This window comes from Paracoccus halophilus, assembly GCF_000763905.1.
GTDB lineage: Bacteria > Pseudomonadota > Alphaproteobacteria > Rhodobacterales > Rhodobacteraceae > Paracoccus > Paracoccus halophilus.
In genome coordinates this window covers 30,583-53,813 of the sequence record NZ_JRKN01000019.1, presented here as the reverse complement: position 1 = coordinate 53,813, position 23,231 = coordinate 30,583, and the positions used below count along the sequence as shown (strand labels likewise).

Here is a 23,231-nt window from a genome sequence, read left to right as displayed (position 1 = left end):
AGTTAATCCCGAAAGGCGCCCGGGGTCAGCCGATCCGGGTGAAACGCGGCGCGGCGCCGCGATTGTCGAAGAACGGGACCGAGCCGGGTTGTGCCAGCGGCCCGTCACCCGCCGCGCGCAGCAGTGCCGCAACCTCGGCCAGCACGACCTCGGTGATGAAGGGCAGATCCAGCGCCCGGGCCTCGGGGATCGGCACCCAGTGAAGATGCGAAAGCTCGTCGCAGGCGGCGCTGAAATCATGACGGTCGCCATGCAGACAGGTCGCGTCCAGCGCCATGAAACGCGCATCGAAACGCCGCGAACGTCCCGGCGGCGTGATGGCGCGGAACATGTAGATCAGGCCCGAAGGGTCGGGCGTCAGCCCGGCCTTGGCATAATGGTCCCAGCCCTCGGGCGCGGTGCCGGACGTGCCTGTCAGCAGGCCGGTCTCTTCGGCGAGTTCGCGCAGGGCGGCGGCGGCCAGCGCCTGGGGCGTGACGGCGGATCCTTCACGCGGCTCGGCGGCCAGCTGGGCAGAGGTCGCCGCGGCCAGAGGGCGGCTCAGCCCGATGGCGCCATCCTCGACATCCACGGCGCCGCCGGGAAAGACGTATTTCGATGGCATGAAGACCGCCTTCGCGCCACGTTGCCCCATCAGGACCGAGGCGCCGCGCCGATCGCTGCGATCAATGACGATCACCGTCGCCGCGTCGCGAATCGGAGCGTCGGGCCGAGAGTGATCGCCCGCTTCGGCGGTCACGAGGTCTGGGCCTCGATCGGCGTATGCGGTTCATCGCCGAAGCCGTGCATGCGCCGCGCCCATTGGAAGCCGATGAAACCGCCCTTGATGCGCGGCAGCAGCAGCAGCGACAGGATGATGGCGCCAAGGCTGAAGCTGATCAGCATCGACATGGCCGAGGGGCGGTAAAGCATGAAGATCGCCAGCAGAAGCGGCGCGCCCAGATGCGAGACCAGCAGGATCGTCAGATAGGCCGGGCCGTCATCTGCGCGCTGATGGTGCAGTTCCTCGCCGCAATTGCGGCAGCTCGGCAGGACTTTCAGATAGCCGCCGAACATCCGGCCCTGACCGCAGGCCGGGCAGCGGCCAAGCGCGCCGCGCAGCATCGCGGGCTTGAGCGGACGGCCCGCGGCATGGGGCATATCAGCGTGCAACTGGGACATGGGCGCCTTCCTTTTCTTCTGCTCGGGAATGTATGTGAAAAGGGGCGAAAATGAAAGCACGGCCTTGCGCGCGGGCGGCTGCGACAAATTGCAGCGGGGCGGGCGTCAGGCGGCCATGCTCAGCGGTGCCATCACGATCCGGTTCCGGCCCGAGGATTTCGCCGCCAAGAGCGCGTGATCGGCACGGGCCAGCAGCGCCTCGGCGTCGGGGGGGGCGGATGCGGCCTCGGCCGCGCTCAGCACCGCCACGCCCGCCGATATGGTGACCCCCAGTTCGGCCTGGCCACTGCCATCGGGCAGCCGCACCGGGGCGGACATGACCGCGCGGCGCATATCCTCGGCGATGCGCCGCGCGGCCGGCATCGGGCAATCGGGCAGGATCGCCAGGAACTCCTCGCCGCCAAGCCTTGCGAGCAGCGCCGCCTCGGGCAGCGAGGCGGCCAGACGGGCGGCGATCTCGGCCAGAACGGCATCGCCGGCGGCGTGGCCGTGCATGTCATTGACCAGCTTGAAACGGTCCAGATCCAGAACCATGACCGCCAGGTCGCGGCCGCTTTCGCCGGTTTCGACCGCCAGTTCGTGCAGGCGCGGCAGCGCAAAGCGGCGATTGTGCAGCCCGGTCAGCGGATCGGTCATCGCCCATCGCATGTTGCGCTGCGTTTCATGCCGGCGACGGTCGGCCTGATGCTTGCGGGCCAGCTGCGTGTCCAGCCGGATCGCGGCTTCGGGCGCGGCCTCGGGGCTGGCGAGGTTCCAGGGCAGCACGTCGCCTGCGCCCAGATCCAGCGCGACCGGGATCATGTCGGCGCGTTCGGGGCGCAGCGCGATCACGAAAGCCGCCTCGCGCGAATGCGGGCGCGAGCGCAGTTCCGAGAGCAGCCGCAGCCCGTCGCCCGGCTGCTGGATATCGGCGGCGATCAGGTAAAGATCGGGCGCGCGGCCGACCGACGCCTCGGCCAGGGCGCGTTCGGCTTCGCTGACCGTGATGCGAAAGCCGACGCGACCCTGCAGCGCATGCCGCCAGCCAAGCGCGGTGGCGGGCTGGTTGCCCACGAACACGGCCTGCGGGCGGCTGTCATGCTCAAAGCCGGCCGCCGGTTCCGCCATGCCGGTCAGCGCATCCTCGCGGGTGACCTCGCCGTCATGGCGCAGCAATCCGCGTATCCGCGCCAGCAGCGCCAGTTCGTCGCCATCGGGCTCGATCAGCGCCGAGGCGCCCGCGCGCAGCGTCGCCACGCGTTCGGCCCCGGTCGCCTGGATCAGGATCGGCAGGTCCGCGCCCAGCGGCAGGCGGCGCATCTCGGCGCAAAGGGCGGCGCCCGACATGTCGGGCAGGCTGCGGCCGATCAGCACCATCTGCGGATGGGTCTGGCGCGCGATCCGGATCGCTTCCTGTCCCGAGGCGGCGACTGCCACCTCGTAGCAGGCCGATCGCAGCCGGACCTTCATCGTGATGCGATTGGTCGGCACGCCGTCGATGACAAGAATGCGTCCTACCATATGCAATGTCCGCTTTACACCGATTTCCTGGGGGATCATCTTGCGCCGGAATGGTTAACAATTCCCTACCGGACACCCGGAATCCGGCCTGCGGGGTCACAAAGGCGAGAGCGCAATGACGGAAGACGAGGCGCGCCGGATCGCGGATGCCGGCTTTGAGCATATCGCCGGGGATGGCGAGATGGTGATGGCGCTGCTGGCGCAATCGGGCAGCGATGCGGCGGGGCTGCGGGCCATGGCGGCGCGGCCGGAATTCGCGCTTTTCGTGCTGGATTTCCTGCTCGAGCATGACCGGCGCGTGCTGGAATTTGCCGCTCGGGCCGGCATCCGCCCCGAGCGCGTGCAGATGGCCCGCGCGGTGCTGGGCGGCGGCGATCCCTGGTAGCGGGCGGTGCGCGCGAGGGCCCGATCAGGCGAGCTCGGCAAAGACCTTGTCGAGCGCCTGTTCCAGTTTCTCGAACATCTCGTCCATCTGCGGCTCGGTCAGGATGAAGGGCGGGCACAGCACCACCGACTGACCCAGCGGCCGGCAGATCAGCCCCAGATCGGTGCAGCTATTGGCGATGCGTTCGCTGACCGAGAGCTTGCCGTCGAAGGGGGTCTTGGTGGCCTTGTCGCGGACCGCCTCAAGCGCCCACATGAAGCCGACGCCGCGATATTCGCCGATATTGGGCTTTTCGGCGAGGCGCTGCAGATTGGCCTCGAAGCGCGGGGCCAGCCGGTTCACATTGTCCGCCAGCCCCTCGTTCATCACCACGTCGATCGCCTTCAGCGCGATGGCGCAGCCGACCGGGTGGCCCGAGGCGGTAAAGCCATGCGGAAACTCCTCGATCTCTTCGATGGCGGCGCCGATGCGGCCGGCCAGTTCCGGCCCCAGGATCACCGCGCCCATGGGAAAGAACCCGGCGGTGAGGTTCTTTGAGGAAATGATCGCATCGGGGATGAAATCATAGGTTTCGCAGCCCCAGGTCTGGCCGGTACGGCCGAAACCGCAGATCACCTCGTCCGAGATCAGCGGGATGCCGTGCCGGCAAAGGATCGGCTGGATCGCCTGGAAATAGCCGCGCGCCGGCGGGATGACGCCGCCTGCGCCCATCACCGGCTCGGCAAAGAAACCCGCGATGGTATCGGCGCCCTCGCGTTCGATGGTCTCTTCGAGCTCGCGGGCCAGGCGGGCGACGAATTTCTCCTCGGTCTCGCCCGGCTCGCCATGGCGCCAGTAATGCGGGCAGGTCAGGTGGATAAAGCCGTCCAGCGGCAGGCCGAAAACCTCGTTATAGGGTTTGCCGGTCATGCTGGCGGAGACCACGGTGACGCCGTGATAGGCGTTCCAGCGGGTCAGGATCTTGCGCCGCTGCGGATTGCCCTCATGCGCGTGCAGGAACCACAGCATCTTGACCATGGTGTCGTTCGCCTCGGATCCCGAATTGGTGTAGAACACCTTGCCCGAGGCGAAGGGAGAGACCTCGACCAGCTTTTCCGACAGCATCACCGTCTGGTCGGACATACGCCCGAAAAAGGCGTGATAGCCCGGAAAGCGTGCATATTGCGCCTGCGCTGCCTCGATCAGCCCCTTGTGGTCGAACCCGGCGACCATGTTCCACAGGCCGGAATTGGCATCCAGATAGCGCCGCCCGTTGGTATCGACGATATAAGGCCCTTCGCCATGGGTGACGACCACCGTGCCGCGGTCATGGACCGAGGGCATGTCGGTGAATCCGTAAAGCGAATACTCCTTGGCCCGGGCGTCCCAGCTTTGCGGTTTCGTCATGGCGGCGGCCTCCGTGAACAGGGTTGCACGCAGGCTAGCACGGCGCCGCGCGCGTTCAATGGGGCGCAGCGTCGCAAAGGCCGCACACGAAGCCGTGAACAGGCGCCGTTTTTGCGCTAGGCTGTGGATATTTGCGCAAGAGGAGTTTTTTCGATGCTGGATCGACGCTTGTTCCTGGGCGGCATGGCGGGAATTCTTTCGGGCTGCGTGCCGCGGCCGCCATCGCTGCCGGTTCCCTATCCGCTGGATCTGGGCATTGACGCGCATGCCCATGTCTTCAACGGCCGCGACGTGCCCGCGATCGGCTTTCTGGAACAGGTCGTCTTTGGCCCCGAGGGCACGCCTTTGCCCGGCGGGGTGCCGTTGAAAAGCCTGATCCGGCTGCTGGTCAATATCCTGCGCATCGGAACCCCCTCGGCGGCGGCGGAGGCGGCGGGCATCCGCGCCCGGACAGTGGCCGACGACCAGAAAAGCGTGGCGCGCGGCATCGACGAGTTTCGCGGCGCCGGGGCGGCGGCCCGGATGGCCGGCACCGGCGGCACCAGCGACGAGGATGCGCTGCTCCTGGAGATGATCCGCGCCGAGGCCAGCGGCGAGCCGATGCCCGAGCCCCGGGCCATGGCCGCGCGACGGATCGCCCCGGCCGCGCAGCCCGATGGCGAGACGCTGGCCGCGCTGATCTATCGCGGCCCGACGGCCAGCGCGATGCGCGCCGCGCCCGGCGCGCGGCAGGGGGCGCTGCGGCCGGGCAGGCTGATCCCGACCATTCAATGGGCGGCGCTGCTGACCCGCGGCCGGGGCGATCTGATCACCGAGATGATCCGGCTTTACGGCGGCGATGGCGGCAAGCGGATGCGGGTCTTTGTCACCTCGCTGGTGGATCTGGAATACTGGCTGAACTCGGAAAGCAGCGATGGCGGCTGGCTGTCCGGGCCGGACGATCAGATCGCGGTCATGTCGGCGCTGGCCCGGGCGCGCAAGGATACGCTGATCCTGAATTTCGCCCCCTTCTGCCCGCTGCGCGCCGTGATCGACGGGCCGGGCACCCTGCAAAGGGTGCAGGACGCGGTCCGGAACCAGGGTTTTGCGGGCGTCAAGCTCTACCCGCCGATGGGCTTTCGCGCGACCTGCAATGACGGCATCAGCTTTGCCCATTCGCGCTTTCCGGCCGGTGTCACCGGGGCGCAGATCGACCGCGAGCTGAACCGGCTTTACGCCTGGTGCGCGGACGAGGAGGTGCCGATCCAGGCCCATGCCAATAACAGCATGGCGGCGGGGAACGGGACCGGGCTTTATTCCGCGCCGGTCTACTGGCAGCGGGTGCTGCAGCGGTTCGCCTCCTTGCGGCTGAACCTGTCCCATGCCGGGCATCTGGGCGGGATCAGCGACACAAGGCCGGTGCCGACGCGCTGCGGCATCGCGTTCCGGCGCGACTGGCTGGCGGTGATCGCCGACATGATCCGCGCCGGCCAGCAGGTCTGGTTCGATACCGGCTACTGGAACGAGGTCGCGCTGGACAGCACCGACCGTCCGACCGCCGTAGGGCGCCTGCGCGCGCTGGCCGGCACGGGCGAGGATCGCGCCCGCTTTCTGGGACGCATGCTCTACGGATCGGACTGGACCATGGTGGCGCGCGAGCCGGGCTTCAACGCCTATCTGGCCGGCATGCAGGAGTTCCTGCGCGAGGTGATCCCCGATGCGGCGGAATTCGATGCGGTGATGGGCGGCAATGCCAGCCGCTTCCTGCTTGGCCCCGGCCGCAAGCGCCATGACGCGCTTGGCCGCTTCTTCGTCGATAACGCGGTCTGGCGCAGCCATTTCGCGGGCTGAACGGCGCGGCCCGCGCTTTGCTTTTCCGCGCCCATGCGCTATAGGGCGCGGATCATTCCCGGGACATGACCATGACCACCCCGCCCAGCACGCCCAAGAAGCTTTTCATCAAGACCTATGGCTGCCAGATGAATGTCTATGACAGCCAGCGCATGGCCGAGGCCATGGGCAGCGAAGGCTATGTCCTGACCGAAAACCAGGCCGAGGCGGATATGGTCCTGCTCAATACCTGCCATATCCGCGAAAAGGCGGCGGAAAAGCTTTATTCCGATCTGGGCCGGCTGAAGCCGCTCAAGGCCGAGCGGCCCGATCTGAAGATCGGCGTCGCCGGCTGCGTCGCCCAGGCCGAGGGCGCGGAAATCCAGCGCCGCATGCCGTTGGTCGATCTGGTCGTCGGCCCGCAGGCCTATCACCGCCTGCCCGCCATGGTCCGCAAGGGCGGCGGCATCGATACCGAATTCCCGGCCGAGGACAAGTTCGAGCATCTGCCCAAACCCGCCGCCACGCGCCGCGCGCCGGCGGCCTTTCTGACCGTGCAGGAGGGCTGCGACAAGTTCTGCGCCTTTTGCGTGGTGCCCTATACCCGCGGGGCCGAGGTCAGCCGCCCGGTCGCCCGCATCCTGGCCGAGGCCCGCGATCTGGTCGGGCGCGGCGTGCGCGAGATCACGCTGCTGGGCCAGAACGTCAATGGCTGGCATGGCGAGGGTCCCGAGGGTCGCGAATGGGGCTTTGGCCGGCTGATCCGCGCCATTGCCGAAATCGACGGGCTGGACCGCATCCGCTATACGACCAGCCATCCCAATGACATGGCCGACGACCTGATCGCCGCCCATCGCGACGAGCCGAAGCTGATGCCCTATCTGCATCTGCCGGTGCAATCGGGCAGCGACCGCATCCTGAAGGCGATGAACCGCAAGCACACGGTCGAGACATATCTGCGCCTGATCGAGCGTATCCGCGAGGCGCGCCCCGACATCATGCTGACCAGCGATTTCATCGTCGGCTTTCCCGGCGAGACGGATGACGACCACCGCGCCACGCTGGATCTGGTGGCGCGCGTGAATTTCGGCACCGCCTTCAGCTTCAAGTATTCGCCGCGTCCCGGCACGCCCGCCTATGAACGCCCCGAGGTGGAGAGCGATATCGCCGATGCGCGCCTGCAGGAATTGCAGGCCTTGCTGACCAGCCAGCAAAAGGCCGCGCAGCAAAGCATGGTCGGGCGTGAACTGGGCGTGCTGTTTGAAAAGCCGGGCCGCAATCCGGGCCAGATGGTCGGCAAGTCCGATTACCTGCACGCGGTATTCGTCGAGGCGCCGCAGGCGCGTGTGGGCGATCTGGTGCGCGTGCGCATCACCCATAGCGCGCCCAATTCGCTGGCCGGGGAACTGGCGGCCTGACCATGCCCTCCGCGCCTGTCATTTCGGTCAGGAGCGGATAAAAGGCCATAAAGAACTTGATCCTTATCGCCAGCGCCGCAAACTGGACCTGTCCCGTTCACAGGTTGCGATTCGTCAGGTTGCCATGCTGAAACCGCTTTTTCCCGTCTTGTTCGTCCTTGGGCAGGTCCCGGGCCTTGCCGCCGCGCAGGATGCGCCGGTGCTGCGCGAGGCGGTGCCCGCCAATGACCCGATCGAGGAATATTTCGACCCCAGCCGCGCCGCCAATGTCGGCGGCGGGGTCATCGTCGGCGCGGTGCTGGGCGGGCTGGCCGCCGGCCCGTTTCTGGCCGACAGCGTGCGGATCGCGACACCGGCCGATGGCCGGCCGCTCTGCCTGCGGGCGATCAGCCGCGACGGTTTCTACAGCGCCCGCAATGTCTATATCCTGCGCAGCCCGGCCGATGGCGAGGGCGGGACCTTGCTCAAGCCGTTCTCGAATCTGACCGAGGAACTGCGCGGCTATGACGCCGAGGACATCGCCCTCGTCGCCATGCCGGCGCAGGAACAGGGCTGCCTTGCCGGCGAGACCAGCCTGATCCCGCGCCTTGGCCAGATCGAGGGCGACCGCGCCGAATTGCTGGTGCAGCTGAATGCCGGCGGGCGCGGCGCCGCCTGGATCGAGATCGCCGGACAGGCCGAGGTGGCATGCCAGCCGGTCGCGGCCGATCTGCGGGTCGGCTTCGACATGACCTGCCGCTTGCCGGTCACGCTGGACGACGCGCACCAGACCAGCGCCTTTGAACTGGTGGTGGATGACGGTCTGGTCGAGAATCGCACCCGCTACGAGATATTCCTGCCGGGACGGGACGATTGAACTGGGTATTGCGGCGCGGCCTGACGCGGCTGCTGGTGCCGCTTGGGCTTGCATTGCTGGCGCTGGCGCTGGCCACGGCGGTGGTTTACCTGTTCGGCGTGATCCGCCCCCGGCAGGATCCGCTTCTGATGCTGGATCTGCAAAGCAATTACGTTGCCTACGAGGTGTCGCGCGCCGGTGCGGCGACGGTGGCGCTGCGCGGCGGCTGGGTGCTGCGCGCGCCGGATTGTCTGGACCCTCAGCCGGGCGCGCCGACGCCGCTTGCCGCGTTGCTGGCGCCGGCGCAGGGCGCGCGGGTCGAATATATCTGGGGGCCGCAGACGGTGTCGCTGCGCTATTCCGCCGGCGCCGGAACCGGGGGCCGGTTTCTGACCGTGATGCGCGACGGCCAGCGCGATTGCGGGCTTGATGGCCGGCCCTTTACCGTGATCCTGCCGCATGCGGCGCTGGAGGCCATGGCGCCGCTGCCGATCCTGGGCACCGGCCAGATCGGCAGCGAGACGATCGAGGTCGCGCTGCCCCGCGACATCCCGCCGGTGCTGCTGCCTGCGGGCGATGGCGCGGCGACGATCGCCGCCACCGCCTCGGCCGGGAACTATCTGCATGGCGGCACGGTCAGCGTCTATGGCCGCGCCAGCCGCGCCGATGAACAGACCGTGTTTCGCGTTTCGGATGCGGATTTCCAGATCCCGCGCGGCAGCCGGGTCGATTTCGGCATCGGCGCGACCGGACAGGACGGCGGCGCGCCCGATGTTCTGCGCGGCACCGCCATTCTGGACCCCGAGGGGCGCGGGCTGGCGGTGCAGGCGCTGACCAATGCCTCGGACGTGCAGGTCAAGACCAGCACCAGCGTCACGACTTTCGCCGCCGGCGCGGTCGTCACCGCCGTCAGCGACCCGACCATCGCGCCGCTGCTGCTGTTCGTGGCCAGCTTCATCTTTCTGTTTCCGACGCTGATCACGATCTATCAGCTGGTTGCCACGCGGGAGTGAGGGAGTTCATGCGTATCGCGATGCTGGCCAAAGCCCTGATCCTGATCCTGCTGCCCGGCGCGCTGCTGGCCGAGCCGGTGCAGATACGCGCCGGATTCGGCGAGCGCGGGCAGGGCTGGCTGTTCGGCTCGCCCCGCGACGGGCGCTGCTGGCTGGCGCTGCCGCTGCATGTGATCGCGCCCGATGGCGCGCAAGAGCCGGCGGCTTTCGTCTTTGACGACACGCTCGGGCGCAGCGGCCAGAGCGACCGCCCGATCCCGGTCGGCGCGGTGCCCGGCGCGGTCGAGGCCGCCGCCGGAGCGACCGATCTCGCCTTTGCGCCGGTCGGTTCAGGCGCGAGGCTCAAGGATGCCTGCAATTCGCGGCTGGGCCTGGCCGAGGGGCTGTTTCGCATCACCCTGCCACAGGCCGGGGCGTTTGTGATCAGAACCGTGCAGGATGCCACCACCGCCAGTTTCCCGGCCGAGCTCAAGCGTATGGTGAATGGCGAGGATCAGGGCGCGGTGATGCTGCTGGCGCCGCGCGATCAGGCCGATCTGCGCTATCTCAAGGGCGGCATCAGCGGCGCGGTCGCGACCATGGATCATCAGGGGCAAGAGGTTCCGGCGGCGATGGTGCTGCAGGTCCTGCCCGATTCGGATACCATGCGCGCGCTGCGTTTCGACCGCATCGCCGCTGCCTTTGCGCTGGTCGAAGCGCATCTGCGCGGACAGGCGCCGCAAGCGCCGCAGGCCGAGGTCGCGCATCAGGTCGAGGCGATCCTGGGCCGGCTTGAGCCGGGCGCGCCGCCGCTGGCGCGGCTGAGCTCGGGGCAGGGCGGTTGCTGGCGGATCGCGGCGGCGCCGGGCGAACGCCGGGTCGATATCGTGATCTCGATCCCCGAGGGACAGCGGATCGAGACGCTGCGCGCCTCGGTCACGGAGGATTGTGGCCCGCCCTCGGCCGCGCTGCTTGAAATGCGCTGGCCCGGGGGCGGATGGCGGACGCTGAGCACGCAATGCCCGATCAGCGCGGATGGCGCGGCAAGCTGCGCGGTGCGGCGCAGCGGTCCGATGGATCTGCGCCTGCGGCTGGATCCGGGCGAAGGCGGCGTCGCGATCGGCGCGATCGCGCTGGAATAGCGTCAGTCCATCAGATTCGCGGTCACGGCAAAGGGGGCATCGCCGTCGCAGACCAGCTGCCCCTCGACCTGCGAGCCCTGGGCCAATGATGCCCTTAGGTTGCAATTGTGCAGCCGGCCGCTCGATGCCGCGACGCCGGTCCAGATGATATCCGAGCCAAAGACATTGGCCGGGCCGATCGCACGCTCGTCGACGACGACATTGGCCAGCAGCGGGCTCCACATGGCGCGGCCGGATACCGGATCGCCCTCGGTCGCGTGAAAGATCAGCCCGTTCTGAAGATGTGGGGCGATATAGCGATTTCCCCCTTCCTCGGGAACGGTGACGTTGAAGCGGATCAGCATCAGGCTGCCGATCACCTGCCGCAGCGCCGAAGAGCGCAGATCCTCGTTTTCCGATTCCAGCGTCGCGCGAAGGCAGATGCGCCGCGCCATCGGATCGCCGCTTTCCAGCGCCTGCTGCAAATAGCCCGCCGCAAGATCGGGATTGGGATCGGCACAGACCTGGCGCCATTGCTCGCGTTCGGCCGCCACTTCCTGCGGCGTTTTTTGTGCAAGTGCCGGCGTGGCGAGAATGGCAATCGCAAGACCGACGGCGCGGGAAAGGTTCAGGCGGGACATTGGCAACTCCGGCATGATTACGGATATGGTTGCGGGAAAATGAAACACGCGCGCGGGATTCATTCAAACGGAAATGGATTTTACCGAAGAATAAGGCGGTTGGATGACGCCGATATCCGGATTGAAAGCCTTTCCCAATTGTGGCGGGCGGCGGGGATCAGCCGGAACCGCGCAAGGCCATCCGAAATTTTGACCATTTAATCAAGTTGACCCGCCTGTCGCGAATCACGCAAGCTTTACCCATCGTCAAATGGTGGAGAGGTTTGATGCGGGATTTGCTTCGCGGTGTTTTCGTTGCCGGGATCTGCTCGTCGCTTGCGGTCGGGACACCCGCGAGATCCGACGATGCGGCGCGTCTGCTGGGTGGTTTCCTGGGGGCCGTGGTTCAGGAACAGCAGCGCCAGCAACAGCAGCAGCAACAGCGCCAACAGCAGCAGCGCCAGCAACAACAGCAGCAGCAGATCCAGCGCCAGCAACAGCAGCGCCAGCAACAACAGCGATCCGCGGCGCCAAGCCCGCAACAACCCTCCATGTCGCTGGAAGAGCGCAAATCCGTTCAGCGCGCCCTCGCCGAGGCAGGCTATTACCGGGGCGAGATCGACGGGCTTCTTGGCCCGGGCAGCCGCCGGGCGATCTCGGCCTGGCAATCCTCGGTGGGCGCGGCGCCGACCGGCTATCTGCAGCCGCAGCAGGCGACGCGGCTGGTCAGCATCGCGCCCTCGGCGCCCTCGGCCCCGGCCGCGCCGCCCGCCGATGCGCTTTATCAGGCGCAGGCCGGGCAAATGCCGTCTGGCGGCGGCGCGATGTTCGCCGAATCCGACCCGGTCACCGAAAGTTCGCTGTTTCCCGACCCGGCCAGCATGCCGGAGGCCGGCGCTTCGGCCGGCACCGGCGATACGGACACGTCCCGTCCCGCCGGCGGCTTCGACCCCGATGCCAGCGATGTCATTCAGGGCGCCGATCAGCTTTACGCGGCATTTCTGTTCTGGGCCCTGGGCCAGCGCCCGGATCAGTTCTGGCAACAGGCCGGCAATCCGCAGACCTATCTCACGATGCCCTTCATGCCCGATGGCAGCCTGCCCGACCGCACGCTCTCGCAGGACCGGCTCAAGGCCGCTGTCGAATCCGCCGCCGCCTATCACGCCGCCAATCCGCCGCGCCGCGCGGTCATCGAATTGCGCGTGAACCAGGGCCAGGACAATATTGACGAGGACGGGCTGAGCAAGCCGACCACGCAATGGTATCCCGAACTGAGGCAGGGCTTCGCGCAGATCAGCGGCGTGCCGGCGATCACCCGGCTGGACATGCACGGGCAGCGCTATCCGCTGCCCTTCACCCTTGATGCGCCGTTCTTCCTGGCGCCGCCCGCCGATTACAAGACCGCCTGGGCAGTCAGCCGGGACCAGCGCCTGCGCCCGGTTCTGCGGGTGGAACTGGAACTGTCCGAACTGCAATCCGCCCCCCAGATCAGGCGCAACGCGCCGGGTCAGGCGCGGGCGACGATCCAGCGCGCTTCTCTGGTGCTGCAATCCGCCTTGCCCAATGCGGCGCAGCCGGTCGAGGGCGACGGGCGCGTGCTGCATGTCTGGGACGGCGAAGCCCCCGAGATGCGCAAGATCACCCGCCCAGCCACGGCCGAGGAGATCGCGGCCATCTACGGCGTGCAGGTGCATCAGGGCCGCGTGCTGACCGCGACCGACGCGCAGAACGCCAAACAGACGGGACAGGCCGAACCGATGCTTGGCAGCGGCTATTCCAGGGACGGCAACGGGCTTTTGGAACGCGCCATGACGCTGGGCGCGATCATCGAGGCGCAACCGGATCGCGCGCTGGAGGCCGATCTGGCGCAGCAGGTCATGCAATCCATGCTGACCGAACGCGAGCGGGTCGAGATGTTCCCCATGGGCATGTTCCAGCCCGGCGGCTACAGCAGCGGCGGCACCGTTTCGGAACTGGCGGTGCGCCGGGCGCTGAACGAAAACGATGCCGCGATGCGCCGGCTGGTTGTCGAGCGGACGCCGGAAACCCCTGTGCCCCTGCGCGTGATCAGCAGGGTCTCGCTGGGCGAATATGATTTCGACAGCGAAGGCTTTCCGATGAACGTCAGCAAGTTCTACGGGCTGTGGCTGCCCGAGCAGTTGCAGACCAGCCGCGAGCCGCTGATCACCCCCTTCTTCCGCATCGGCATGGATGACGCGCAATCGCTGCTGGACTATCTGGAACAGACCGGCGGGCGGGGCAACCGCTACCTGTATCTGGTGGTGGATTACACGCTGGCCAGCCTCAAGGCGCGCCCCGGCGGCAGCGGCCGCATTCAGGCGCAGGAGGTGAACACCGTGCGCCCGACCAGCTATGTCGAGGCGATCGCCCTTTATGCCGATGCCGCCGGCAATGCCAAGGTTCGCGACCTGCCGGTTCCCGATGCGCTGACCAAACCGGCCGAGGGCGAAATGCAGGAACTGCCGCCCGAGCTTTTCGCCACCAGCGGCAAGACCCTGGCCGGCGCGCTGCTGGCGCTGCAACCCGATGCGGCCGAGGCGGTGCTCAGCAGCTTCTCGGGCGAGTGGCGCGGCCTTTCCGAGCCGCAGCGCCGCGACCGCGCCGCCGCCTTCCGCGAGGAAATGCAGGGGCAGGCGCTGGAAAGCTACTGGATCGGCGCGCAGTTCTATATCGAACAGGATTACGACCCGGAACTGCGGGCATTCCCGGTGCGCAACACCTATTTCATGCCGGTGCCCTATGATCAGGACATGTCCGGTGTCCCGGCGCCGAACCTGACGCCGAAACTGGCCGATGATTACGCGCTGCTGCATGTGCCGCCGGAACAGGCCGATGCCGTCGCCGCCCTCTTTGGCGAGGACAGGACCCTCAAGGGCTATATCAGGGTGGCGATGACCGGCGTTGTGGGCGAAGGCGGCATCACGCCCTCGCTGCAGTTCGGACCCGCGCAAGAGGCGATCTTTGGCCGCGCGGCCAATGGCCGGTTCCCGGAACAGCCCGAGATCCGCGTGACGCTGGGCCAGCCCGACCGGCTGGCCGCCCTGGCCGCCGATCCCGAACAGCCGACCGGCGTGCCCGAGGAACTGGTGCTGGATGGCGAGGCCGTCGATCTGCTGGCGCTGTCGCTTCAACCCGATCTTTACGACGAAAGCGGCTATCGCCGGATGATGCTGGAACGCATGCTGAAGGAGCGCATCCACGCGCAGCGCAAGCAGGACGAGCCGAACAGCCATATGCGGCTGGACTGGGGCAATTTCTTCCGCGACCCACGGCAGGACCTCCGCCCCGACCAGCTCGAGGTGCTGCTGCCCTCGTTCAGGACCTGGACTTTGGCCCGCGCCGCGCAGCTTCCCGAACGGATCATGCTGCCGGTGGGGCGCGGCGGCGAGCATCCCGTCTCTGGCTGCTCGGCCATGGTCGAGGCCAGCATGCAGAGCGCGCCGCAACAGCGTTTCACGATCACCAACATGGCGCGGATCCTGGGCTATGAGGTGGCGCCGAACGACGCGGTGCTGGAATTGGCGGGCACGCGCGCGCGCCCCGGCCCGGATCGGGTCTGGACCTATGTCCAGGGCGCCACGCGCGCCATGGCCAATTGCGGCTATGCCAATGGCATGCGGCAGGGTTATCTGCGCCAGTTCGCGCCCGATGACCCGGCCAGCGTGGGGGTTCTGGTCCATGTGGCCGAGCAGCCCGATCTCGGCAAGACCGATGGCGGTCGCGTGTTCTCGGCGCTTTATGAACTCGCGGTCAGCGATCGCCGGCTTGTGCCGGTCGAGGGGCTGGCCGACGCGCCGGCCGGGATGCGTGGCGTGGTGGTGCTGAAGGCGGCCGTCGAGGGCGTGCAGACCTTTATCCAGAAAGATGACGGCACCACGGATACGCGCGGCCCGACGCTGAAAAAGGGCGATTGGGACACGGTTGTCGCCACCGGCCCCGCCGCCGTGGACATTCTTGGGATCGAGCTTGGCATCGATCTGGCCGAATTCGAGAAAGCCGCCCGGGATCATCTGCCCGAAGGCGTGCATTACACGACCAGCAAGGCGGGCAAGAGCATCTTCGGCTCGGCCAGCGGCTTTGTCGATCCGAACCGCCCCGAGGCGCTGGCCGCCATCTATGCGCCCCATACCGACGCGCAACAGGTGGTCGCCATCATGCGCTGGCTGGAATTCGATTCGGCCCAGGTGTCCATCGCCGGGCTCAAGCAAAGCCTGATCGACAAATACGGCCCCGGCCTGACCGAACTTGGCAAGGGGCAATGGACATGGGGCGATCTGCCCGTCGATGAGGACAGGTACGGCTTTTGCGGTGGCCGCTCGACCTTCTATGTCTACGATGGCGGGGAACTGCCCGAGATGGCGGCGGCGGACGGAACGCCCAATTCAGGGCGGACCAGATACGAGAATAACAGCTTCTGGCACACCTATGGCTGGCCGCAGACCACCCGGACGCAGAACGATACGCGGCCGCCCGATGTCGCGCGCTGCGGCACCGTGGTGACCGCCTTCGTCTCGGAAGAGCGCGACACGCTGGTGCTCAAGCTGTGGCTGATGGATCGCAAGCTGGCCGAAAGCGGCGCGGCCGAGGCGCCGCCGCCCGAACTGGCGCGGCCCAAGGTCGAGTTCTGATCGCGCCGGGGCGCCGGGTTTCCCCGCGCGCCCCGCCGATACCCCGCGCCGCGCGGTCAGGACGCTCCGGCGCCGGCGAGTTCCGCCTCGTGCTGCCGGACCTTGCCCAGCCAGTCGGCGATCACCGCCAGCGCTTCGGGTTCGTCCAGAAACGGGATATGGCCGCGATCGGGGATTTCCGCGTACAGCATGTCGGGGCGGCGCGCGCACATGGCCATGGCGGTTTCATGCGTCAGCACGTCCGAGCCGGCGCCCCGGATCAGCGCCAGCGGCAGCCCGGCGCAGGCATCGAAAAGCGGCCAGGCATCGGGCAGCGGATTGGCCTGCATCGCCAGTTCAAAGGCGTCGCGCAGCGCCGGGTCATAGGTCAGCCCGACGCCATCGCGTTCCTGCACGTAATGGCGCACGGTTTCCTCGACCCAACGCTGGGCGGGGACATTGGCAAAGCCCGGCATCGCGGCGGGCAGGCGGTCGGCGACCTCCTGCAGGGTGCCAACGGTGGGACGGATGCCGATGAAGCCGCCGATGCGCAGCAGCCCCTCGCGTTCGAGCACCGGGCCGGTATCGTTGAAGCAGATGCCGCTGATCCGGTCCGGCGCCGAGGCGGCCATCGCCATTGCCAGCAGCCCGCCGCGCGACGAACCGATGATCGCGGCCCGCGCCAGGCCCAGATGGTCCATGAGCGCCAGAGCGTCGCGCGCCTCCTGGCCGACAGTATAGGTGGCGGCGCCGGTCCATTCCGATCCGCCGCGGCCGCGACTGTCGAGCCGGATCAGCCGCACGTCACGCAGATGCCGCGCCAGATAGGCAAAATCGCGCCCGTCGCGGGTCAGCCCGGCCAGCGCCAGCAGCGGCAGTCCCTGGCCTTCGTCGCCATAGGCCAGCTGCGCGCCGTCTTCCGCCGGAAACGTCTTCTGGCTCACCGGACACCTCCCTGGTCGCGAATGCCTGCGGCCGCGCCCGGATGGCGCTTAGGCGTCGAAACCCATTTCGGGCACTTCATCGGGCACCACCAGCGCGGCTTCGGTCGCCTCGCGGATGGCCTCGATGCTGACGCCGGGCGCGCGTTCGCGCAGGATCAGCCCGGCCGGGCTGGGCACGATCACCGCCAGATCGGTCACCACCATGTCGACGCGGCGCAGCGCGGTCAGCGGCAGCGAGCATTTGCGCACGATCTTGGATTTGCCGCGCGCGCTGTGCTGCATGGCCACGACCACGCGCGCCGCGCCGGTGACCAGATCCATCGCGCCCCCCATGCCCGGCACCATCTTGCCCGGCACCTTCCAGTTGGCCAGATGGCCGCTTTCATCGACCTCGAGCCCGCCCAGAACGGTCATGTCCAGATGCCCGCCCCGGATCAACCCGAAGCTCATCGCGCTGTCGATCGAGGCCGCCCCCGGAACGGCCGAGACGAAACCGCCGCCGGCATCGGTCAGGTTCGGATCCTCCATCCCCTCGGGCGGGCGGGCGCCAAGGCCGATGACCCCGTTTTCCGCCTGGAAGAACACGCCCCGTTCGGCGGGAACGTAATTGGCGACCATGCTCGGCAGGCCGATGCCCAGATTGACCAGCATGCCCGGAAGGATTTCCTGCGCCACGCGGCGGGCGATCAGTTCCTTGGTGTCCATGATTTTCTCCTAGCAGGCGCGCAAGAGCAGGTGATCGACCAACACGCTGGGCGTTTTGACGGCATCGGGCGGGATCACGCCGACCGGGACGATGCTTTCCGCCTCGGCGATCACCGTATCGGCGGCCAGCGCCATCACCGGGTTGAAATTATGCGCCGTCAGGGAATAGGCAAGGTTGCCGACATAATCGGCCTGTCCCGCCGCGAGCAGCGAGAAATCGGCGCGCAGCGGCGTTTCCAGCAGGAAATGATTGCCCTCGACCTCGATGATCCGCTTGCCCTCTTCGACCTCGGTCCCGAGCCCGGTCGGCGTCAGCACGCCGCCCAGCCCCATGCCGCCGGCGCGGATCCGCTCGACCAGGGTGCCTTGCGGCACCAGTTCGACGGTGATGCTGCCCTCGATCATGCCGGCCTGGGTTTCAGGGTTCAGCCCGATATGCGAGGTGATGACATGGCGCACGGCCCCGGCCGAGATCAGCTTGCCGATGCCGAAGCCCGGGCGGGCGGTGTCATTGGCGATCACCGTCAGTTCGCGGGCATTGCGGGCGACCAGCGCGTCGATCAGCCGATGCGGCGAACCCACGCCCATGAAACCGGCAATCATCAGGCTGGCGCCGTCGGCGATCATGTCCGCGGCGTCGCGCGGGGTCAAGGCACCCTTCATGTGGCATTCTCCTGTGCAAGATGGGCGCGGGCGGCGCGGACGATGACCAGACCCTCGTCGGTCGGGATCACCATCGCCGTGACCCGCGATATGTCGGACGAGATGATTCGCGCGTTCTCGTCATTGCGCGCATGGTCGATTTCCAGGCCCATCCATTCGGTGCGTTCGCAGATCCGGGCCCGGATCAGGCGCGAATTCTCGCCGATGCCGCCGCAGAAGACCAGCCCGTCGATGCCGCCCATCGCCGCCGCCATGGCGCCCAGTTCGCGCTGGATGCGAAACACGAAATACTCGATCGCCTGACGGGCCTCGGGCGTGCCCGATTGCTCCAGCGTGCGCATGTCGTTGGACAGCCCGCCCGACAGGCCCAGCAGGCCCGAACGGCGATAGAGCATGTCCGCGATCGCGTCGCTGCTCATGCCCTCCTGATCCAGCAGATACAGCAGCACCCCGGGGTCCAGCTGGCCGCAGCGCGTGCCCATGGGCAGCCCGTCCAGCGCCGAAAAGCCCATGGTCGAGGCGACCGAGCGGCCGTTCTGGATCGCGCACATGGAGGCGCCATTGCCAAGATGCGCCACCACCACGCGGCTGGCCGCGATCAGCGGCGCCGAGGCCTGCAACTCGCCGGTGATGTATTCGTAGCTCAGCCCGTGAAAGCCATAGCGCCGCACGCCGCGATCGTAGAGGTCGCGCGGCAGCGCGAAGGCATCGTTCACCCAGGGGTGGGTGCGGTGAAAGGCGGTGTCGAAACAGGCGATCTGCGGCACGCCCGGAAAGGCCTCCATGGCGGCGCGGATGCCGGCCAGGTTATGCGGCTGATGCAGCGGCGCAAAGGGCGACAGCTTGTCGAGCTTGCTCAGAACCGTCTGGTCGACCAGCACCGGCTGCGCGTAATCGGTTCCGCCATGCACGACGCGGTGGCCGATGGCGCGCAGTTCGGTATCGGGGAATGCCTGGCGCAGATTGTCCAGCACCACCGCCAGCGCCTGCGTGTGATCGTTGGGCGAGATGTCCGCGACCGGCAGCGCGTTGCCCGCGCCGTCCTTGAGCGAAAGGCTGGCCTCATTGCCGCCGATCCGGTCGACCATGCCCTGTGCCAGCGGCGTATCGCCGTCCTCGCCATAGAGCGCGAATTTCAGCGAGGATGACCCCGCATTGAGTGTCAGGATAACACCGATCATTGCGCCACCTCCTTTCGAAGAGCGGCCATTGTCTCGCCTGTGGCGGCGTGATGCAATGCCGCGACGGCGCAGGAAGCCAGTCGTGACGCGACGCTATCCGAGCGGGAATTGAGAATCACCGGCACCCGCGCGCCCAGAACCAGCCCCGCGCCCTCGGCATGGCTCATGAAGGCAAGCTGCTTGGCCAGCATGTTGCCCGCGTCGATGCCGGGCACGACCAGGATATTGGCCCGGCCCGCGACCTCGCCGGTCAGGCCCTTGATCCGCGCGGCCCCCATGTTCACCGCGTTGTCCATGGCCAGTGGACCGTCCACCTCGCCGCCCCTGATCTGGCCGCGCTCGGCCATTTTCGACAGCAGCGCGGCGTCGATCGAGGACTGGATCGCCGGGTTCACCGTCTCGACCGCCGACAGCACGCCGGCGCGGGGCACCAGCCCGATCGAGCGCGCCAGATCGATGGCGTTCTGGACGATATCGACCTTGGTGGCCAGATCGGGCGCGATATTGATCGCGGCATCGGTGACCAGAACCGGCTCGGGCTGGCCGGGCACGTCCATCACGAAGACATGGGTGAATCGGCGGCCGATGCGCAGCCCCTCGGCCTTGTCCAGCATCGGGCGCAGCAGGTCGTCGGTATGCAGATGCCCCTTCATGACGGCGGCGGCGCGGCCCTCATGGACCAGCCGGCAGCCCCTCTGCGCGGCGGCCAGATCGCCCTTGATGTCGATGATCTCGACCCCGTCGAGCGCGCGGCCCAGGGTTTCGGCCGCGCCCCGGATCGCGGCTGCGTCGCCGATCAGGATCGGGGTGATGATGCCGGCCTCCATCGCCTTCAGCGCGCCGCCCAGGGAATTCGGCTCGTCGGGGCAGATCACGGCGGTCGGAATGGCGGGCAGGGGGCGCGCCTGTTCCAGAAGCATGTCGAAATGGCGGTGGCGCTCGACCAGCAGGCCGGGCACCTCGATGCCGTCGCGGTCGAACTTGCGCTGCGGCGCCTGCAGCACCGCCTCGCCGTCCAGCAACAGGGCGTCATCGCCGGCGCGGCGCAGTTCGGTCGCCAGCGTCACCGTGCCGTCCGCCTGCTTGTCGGTGACGCGCACCCGGCAGATCACCTCTTCGCCGGCATGGGCGCGGGCGTGGAAATTCAGCGTCTGGCGCTGATAGAGCGAGCCGGGCCCCGGCAGCTGCGTGCCCAGCACCGCCGAGAAGATCGACGCCAGGAACATGCCCGGCGCCACGCTTTCGATCTGCCCGTCGCCATCGCCATCGGCATCGGGCAGGTGCATCGGGTTGAAATTGCCCGAAACCGCGGCGAATGAATACAGGTCGTCCGGCGTGATCAGCCGGCGGATCTCGGCCGTCTCACCGATCTGCAACTCGTCCAGAGTACGATTGATCAGCCGCATCAGCCCGCCTTTCGCGTCGTCTGCCCATTCGGGGCGCCGCCCCGGTTCGGCGGCGGCAGGGTGGCGCCATTCCCGCCGTCTTTTGCGGAGTCGTCGGCCAGCGGGTCATCGAGCACATCGCCGGTGACCGGACCCAGCCCCAGCACCTTGCGGAAGCGGTCCAGGAGCGCCAGCGTTTCGGGCGACATCTCGTCCAGACGGCCGGGGACATATTGCGCCACCCGCAGGGCCAGTTCGCGATCCTTTTTGTCGGGCAGAAGCCGCGGCAGCGTCTCGATGGCGCGCTCGGGCTCATACGTGGCGATCAGCGTCTGCTGATGGATGATCACCGCGCGCCGGGCGGCGCCCAGGCTGCTGAACGGCTCGTCGCAGGTCAGCACCCGGCTGGAGCGTTCCAGCCGGTCGCGGCGCACCGTGCCACGGTTGTCCGCCATCAGGATCAGCATGCGGATCACCGCCTCGGCAAAGCCGCCCTGATCGATGTTCATCAGCGTATTGGAAACCTCGGGCAGGCCGCGCAGCTCATCGGCGTTTTTCAGCGTCCGGCGCGCTTCATGGTTGCGGCCAAAGGCGCGCGCCCATGGGGTCGACCAGGCCAGATGAAAGATCATCTCATGGTTCATGTCGCGCCAGTCGCGCCAGAAATCCAGCATCTGTTCGACGCTGTCCGCCCATAGCGCCTCGGCCGCCAGAAAGGGATTGCCGGCCGCGGCCTTGCGCCGGTTGCGCCGCACCGCCTCGGCCGCCGGCTCGATCGCGGCCATCAGCGGATTGCGGGACGAGGCCAGGGCCCGCGTCAGCCGCAGCGGGTGCAGCGCGCGGCTGGCGCCGGCCATGCTTGGCGTCACCATCGCCTGCACGGCGGGACGCACCAGCGCCTCGTAAAGCTGGGCCTGCACCTCCGAGGCGCGGGCCACGGCGGCAAAGGGGCGTTCATCGTCGAAGCCGTCGTCAAGCGCCTGGATATCGCTCAGGTTGCGCTCGACGAAGCCGACGGTGAAATGCGTGCCGCCATCCTGTTCGGTGACGTCCTCGATGCACATTTCGTAAAGCCCCGGCGCCAGCGCCTCGATGGTCTGCATGGTCGAGGTCATCTCGTTATGCTCGCGATTGGCGATCTGCGAGGACACGAAGATGCCCAGATGGCCGACCTGTTCATGCACCATGTAGACGATGCGCTGTCCCCGGATGCGGATCTCGTTCACATCGGCATAGGTCTCGGAAATCCAGTTCAGCGCCTGCTGCGGCGGGGTGATGTTGTCGCCATGGCTGGCAAAGACAATGATCGGCGCCCGGATCGCCTTGAGGTCCAGCGGCCGGCCCGGCTCGATCCGCGCCTCGTTCTTGACCAGCCGGTTGCCGACGAAAAGCTGCTCGACGATCCAGCGGATCTCGGCCTCGTTGAGCAGGAAGAAACCGCCCCACCAGGTCTCGAATTCCAGAAAGCGATGCTCGCCCTTGTCGATATCGCGAAACAGATCGGTATATTTGCGGAACATCGTGCGGCCGGGATTCAGCAGCTCGAAATTCTGCACCAGATGGGCGCCGTCAAAGATGCCGCCGCCCAGATCGGACAGGAACATCGGAATCCAGGTGCCGCCCAGGACGCCGGCATTGTAGCGCATCGGATTTTCGCCCACCTTGCCCGACCAGGGCGCGACCGGCGCACCGTTCACGACAATCGGCCCGGTCAGGTCGGGATTGGTCGCCGCCAGAAGCAGCGTCGCCCATCCGCCCTGGCAGTTGCCGATGATCACCGGGTCCGGGCTCTCCGGGTGGCGACGGATCACCTCGCGCACGAATGCCGCCTCGGTTCGCGTGACATGCGAAATATACTGCCCCGGCTCCGGCGTGCGGCGGAACGAGACAAAATAGACCGGGTGGCCGGCGCGCATCGCAACGCCGACCTGGCTGTCGGTCTTGAAGCCGCCGATCCCGGGGCCGTGCCCGGCGCGCGGGTCGATGATGATATAGGGGCGGCGCGTCTCGTCCACGGTGACGCCTTCGGGCGGCACGATGCGCAGCAGCGTGTAGTTCGAGGGAAAGGGCAGATCCGCGCCGTCCATCACCAGCTGGTAATCATAGATCAGCACCGGCGGGCAATCGGCGGCTTCGTGCCGCAGGAAGATATCGCCGCGCTTGCGCAGGGCGTCCATGCTGAGCACCGCGCGCTCGGATGCGTCGGTCAGATATTCCGACCAGCTTTCGGCCAGGCTCCGGTCGCCGACCGAATCGCTCAGCCCGGCGGCCAGTTCTCCGGCATCGCCCGACAGCTTGGCGCTGCGGCTGCTGTGCTGGTCGTGGATCCGGCGCATCTGGCGCGACAGCGCCGAGGCCAGAATATCGCCGATCTCGACCGAGGCCGCGGATTCGGCCCGCGTCACCTGCACCAGCTTGCGCAGTTTGTCCGCCGTGTCATGGGCGGGGGCGGCAAGCATGCCCCCCGCCGGATCGAAGAGTTCGAATACAGTGTTCAT

General features: G+C 67.6%; 18 protein-coding genes and 1 pseudogene. 7 read left to right on the top strand and 12 right to left on the bottom strand.

What is annotated here, in order from left to right; all coding sequences use genetic code 11:
* Nucleotides 1-25: 25 nt before the first annotated feature.
* The 3 genes from IT41_RS13105 to IT41_RS13095 all read right to left on the bottom strand — a co-directional run bounded on the left by IT41_RS13105 (nucleotide 26) and on the right by IT41_RS13095 (nucleotide 2,661).
* Nucleotides 26-739 (bottom strand): NUDIX hydrolase, encoded by a 714-nt coding sequence (locus IT41_RS13105; RefSeq protein WP_036742113.1) that lies wholly within the window; start codon nucleotides 737-739, stop codon nucleotides 26-28.
* A complete protein-coding gene (locus IT41_RS13100; RefSeq protein ID WP_231564746.1) occupies nucleotides 736-1,161 on the bottom strand; it encodes a DUF983 domain-containing protein in 426 nt (141 codons plus the stop codon). Before IT41_RS13100 ends, IT41_RS13105 begins: the two co-directional genes overlap by 4 nt.
* A 105-nt stretch (nucleotides 1,162-1,266) precedes the next feature.
* Entirely contained in the window at nucleotides 1,267-2,661 is a 1,395-nt protein-coding gene (locus IT41_RS13095) for a diguanylate cyclase domain-containing protein (RefSeq protein WP_036742110.1), read from the bottom strand.
* 115 nt (nucleotides 2,662-2,776) lie between these two features.
* Here IT41_RS13095 and IT41_RS13090 point away from each other — a divergent pair, with 115 nt between their 5' ends.
* On the top strand, nucleotides 2,777-3,046 hold the full coding sequence (locus IT41_RS13090; RefSeq protein ID WP_036742108.1) for a DUF3572 domain-containing protein: 270 nt from the start codon (nucleotides 2,777-2,779) through the stop codon (nucleotides 3,044-3,046).
* Between the two features lie 24 nt (nucleotides 3,047-3,070).
* Here IT41_RS13090 and IT41_RS13085 read toward each other — a convergent pair whose 3' ends face one another.
* A complete protein-coding gene (locus IT41_RS13085) occupies nucleotides 3,071-4,432 on the bottom strand; it encodes an aminotransferase (RefSeq protein WP_036742104.1) in 1,362 nt (453 codons plus the stop codon).
* 153 nt (nucleotides 4,433-4,585) lie between these two features.
* Here IT41_RS13085 and IT41_RS13080 point away from each other — a divergent pair, with 153 nt between their 5' ends.
* The 5 genes from IT41_RS13080 to IT41_RS13060 all read left to right on the top strand — a co-directional run bounded on the left by IT41_RS13080 (nucleotide 4,586) and on the right by IT41_RS13060 (nucleotide 10,628).
* Nucleotides 4,586-6,262, top strand: coding sequence for an amidohydrolase family protein (locus IT41_RS13080; protein ID WP_036742101.1), 1,677 nt, complete (start codon nucleotides 4,586-4,588; stop codon nucleotides 6,260-6,262).
* Nucleotides 6,263-6,333: 71 nt separating this feature from the next.
* Nucleotides 6,334-7,659 carry a tRNA (N6-isopentenyl adenosine(37)-C2)-methylthiotransferase MiaB gene (gene miaB / locus IT41_RS13075; RefSeq protein WP_036742195.1) on the top strand — a complete coding sequence of 442 codons (1,326 nt, stop codon included), beginning with the start codon at nucleotides 6,334-6,336 and terminating at the stop codon, nucleotides 7,657-7,659.
* A gap of 124 nt (nucleotides 7,660-7,783) precedes the next feature.
* On the top strand, nucleotides 7,784-8,515 hold the full coding sequence (locus tag IT41_RS13070; RefSeq protein WP_036742098.1) for a hypothetical protein: 732 nt from the start codon (nucleotides 7,784-7,786) through the stop codon (nucleotides 8,513-8,515).
* The gene (locus tag IT41_RS13065; protein WP_139221702.1) at nucleotides 8,512-9,507 is read left to right on the top strand and encodes a hypothetical protein; all 996 of its coding nucleotides are present in this window, start codon (nucleotides 8,512-8,514) and stop codon (nucleotides 9,505-9,507) included. Before IT41_RS13070 ends, IT41_RS13065 begins: the two co-directional genes overlap by 4 nt.
* An 8-nt stretch (nucleotides 9,508-9,515) precedes the next feature.
* Nucleotides 9,516-10,628, top strand: coding sequence for a hypothetical protein (locus tag IT41_RS13060; RefSeq protein WP_036742092.1), 1,113 nt, complete (start codon nucleotides 9,516-9,518; stop codon nucleotides 10,626-10,628).
* A gap of 2 nt (nucleotides 10,629-10,630) precedes the next feature.
* Here IT41_RS13060 and IT41_RS13055 read toward each other — a convergent pair whose 3' ends face one another.
* Together IT41_RS13055 and IT41_RS21340 are read right to left on the bottom strand one after the other, a co-directional pair.
* Entirely contained in the window at nucleotides 10,631-11,248 is a 618-nt protein-coding gene (locus IT41_RS13055; protein WP_036742089.1) for a hypothetical protein, read from the bottom strand.
* Between the two features lie 236 nt (nucleotides 11,249-11,484).
* Nucleotides 11,485-11,739, bottom strand: a complete 255-nt coding sequence (locus IT41_RS21340; RefSeq protein ID WP_175496425.1) for a hypothetical protein — start codon at nucleotides 11,737-11,739, stop codon at nucleotides 11,485-11,487.
* 39 nt (nucleotides 11,740-11,778) lie between these two features.
* Between IT41_RS21340 and IT41_RS22055 the strand changes: the two are divergent.
* Nucleotides 11,779-11,937, top strand: a pseudogene (locus IT41_RS22055) (peptidoglycan-binding domain-containing protein); the annotation flags it as partial.
* 3,995 nt (nucleotides 11,938-15,932) lie between these two features.
* On the opposite strand, the gene IT41_RS13040 reads toward IT41_RS22055, so the two are convergent.
* Genes IT41_RS13040 through IT41_RS13015 form a run of 6 tightly spaced genes read right to left on the bottom strand, consistent with a single transcriptional unit; the run spans nucleotide 15,933 to nucleotide 23,231 of the window.
* Entirely contained in the window at nucleotides 15,933-16,799 is an 867-nt protein-coding gene (locus IT41_RS13040; RefSeq protein ID WP_052081522.1) for an alpha/beta fold hydrolase, read from the bottom strand.
* Nucleotides 16,800-16,847: 48 nt separating this feature from the next.
* Nucleotides 16,848-17,504, bottom strand: coding sequence for a 3-oxoacid CoA-transferase subunit B (locus IT41_RS13035; RefSeq protein ID WP_036742082.1), 657 nt, complete (start codon nucleotides 17,502-17,504; stop codon nucleotides 16,848-16,850).
* A gap of 9 nt (nucleotides 17,505-17,513) precedes the next feature.
* A complete protein-coding gene (locus tag IT41_RS13030; protein WP_036742080.1) occupies nucleotides 17,514-18,167 on the bottom strand; it encodes a CoA transferase subunit A in 654 nt (217 codons plus the stop codon).
* A complete protein-coding gene (locus IT41_RS13025; protein WP_036742078.1) occupies nucleotides 18,164-19,348 on the bottom strand; it encodes an acetate/propionate family kinase in 1,185 nt (394 codons plus the stop codon). Before IT41_RS13025 ends, IT41_RS13030 begins: the two co-directional genes overlap by 4 nt.
* Nucleotides 19,345-20,754, bottom strand: a complete 1,410-nt coding sequence (locus tag IT41_RS13020) for a bifunctional enoyl-CoA hydratase/phosphate acetyltransferase (protein WP_052081520.1) — start codon at nucleotides 20,752-20,754, stop codon at nucleotides 19,345-19,347. Before IT41_RS13020 ends, IT41_RS13025 begins: the two co-directional genes overlap by 4 nt.
* A complete protein-coding gene (locus tag IT41_RS13015; protein WP_081967559.1) occupies nucleotides 20,754-23,231 on the bottom strand; it encodes a DUF3141 domain-containing protein in 2,478 nt (825 codons plus the stop codon). The genes IT41_RS13020 and IT41_RS13015 overlap by 1 nt, the downstream gene beginning before the upstream one ends.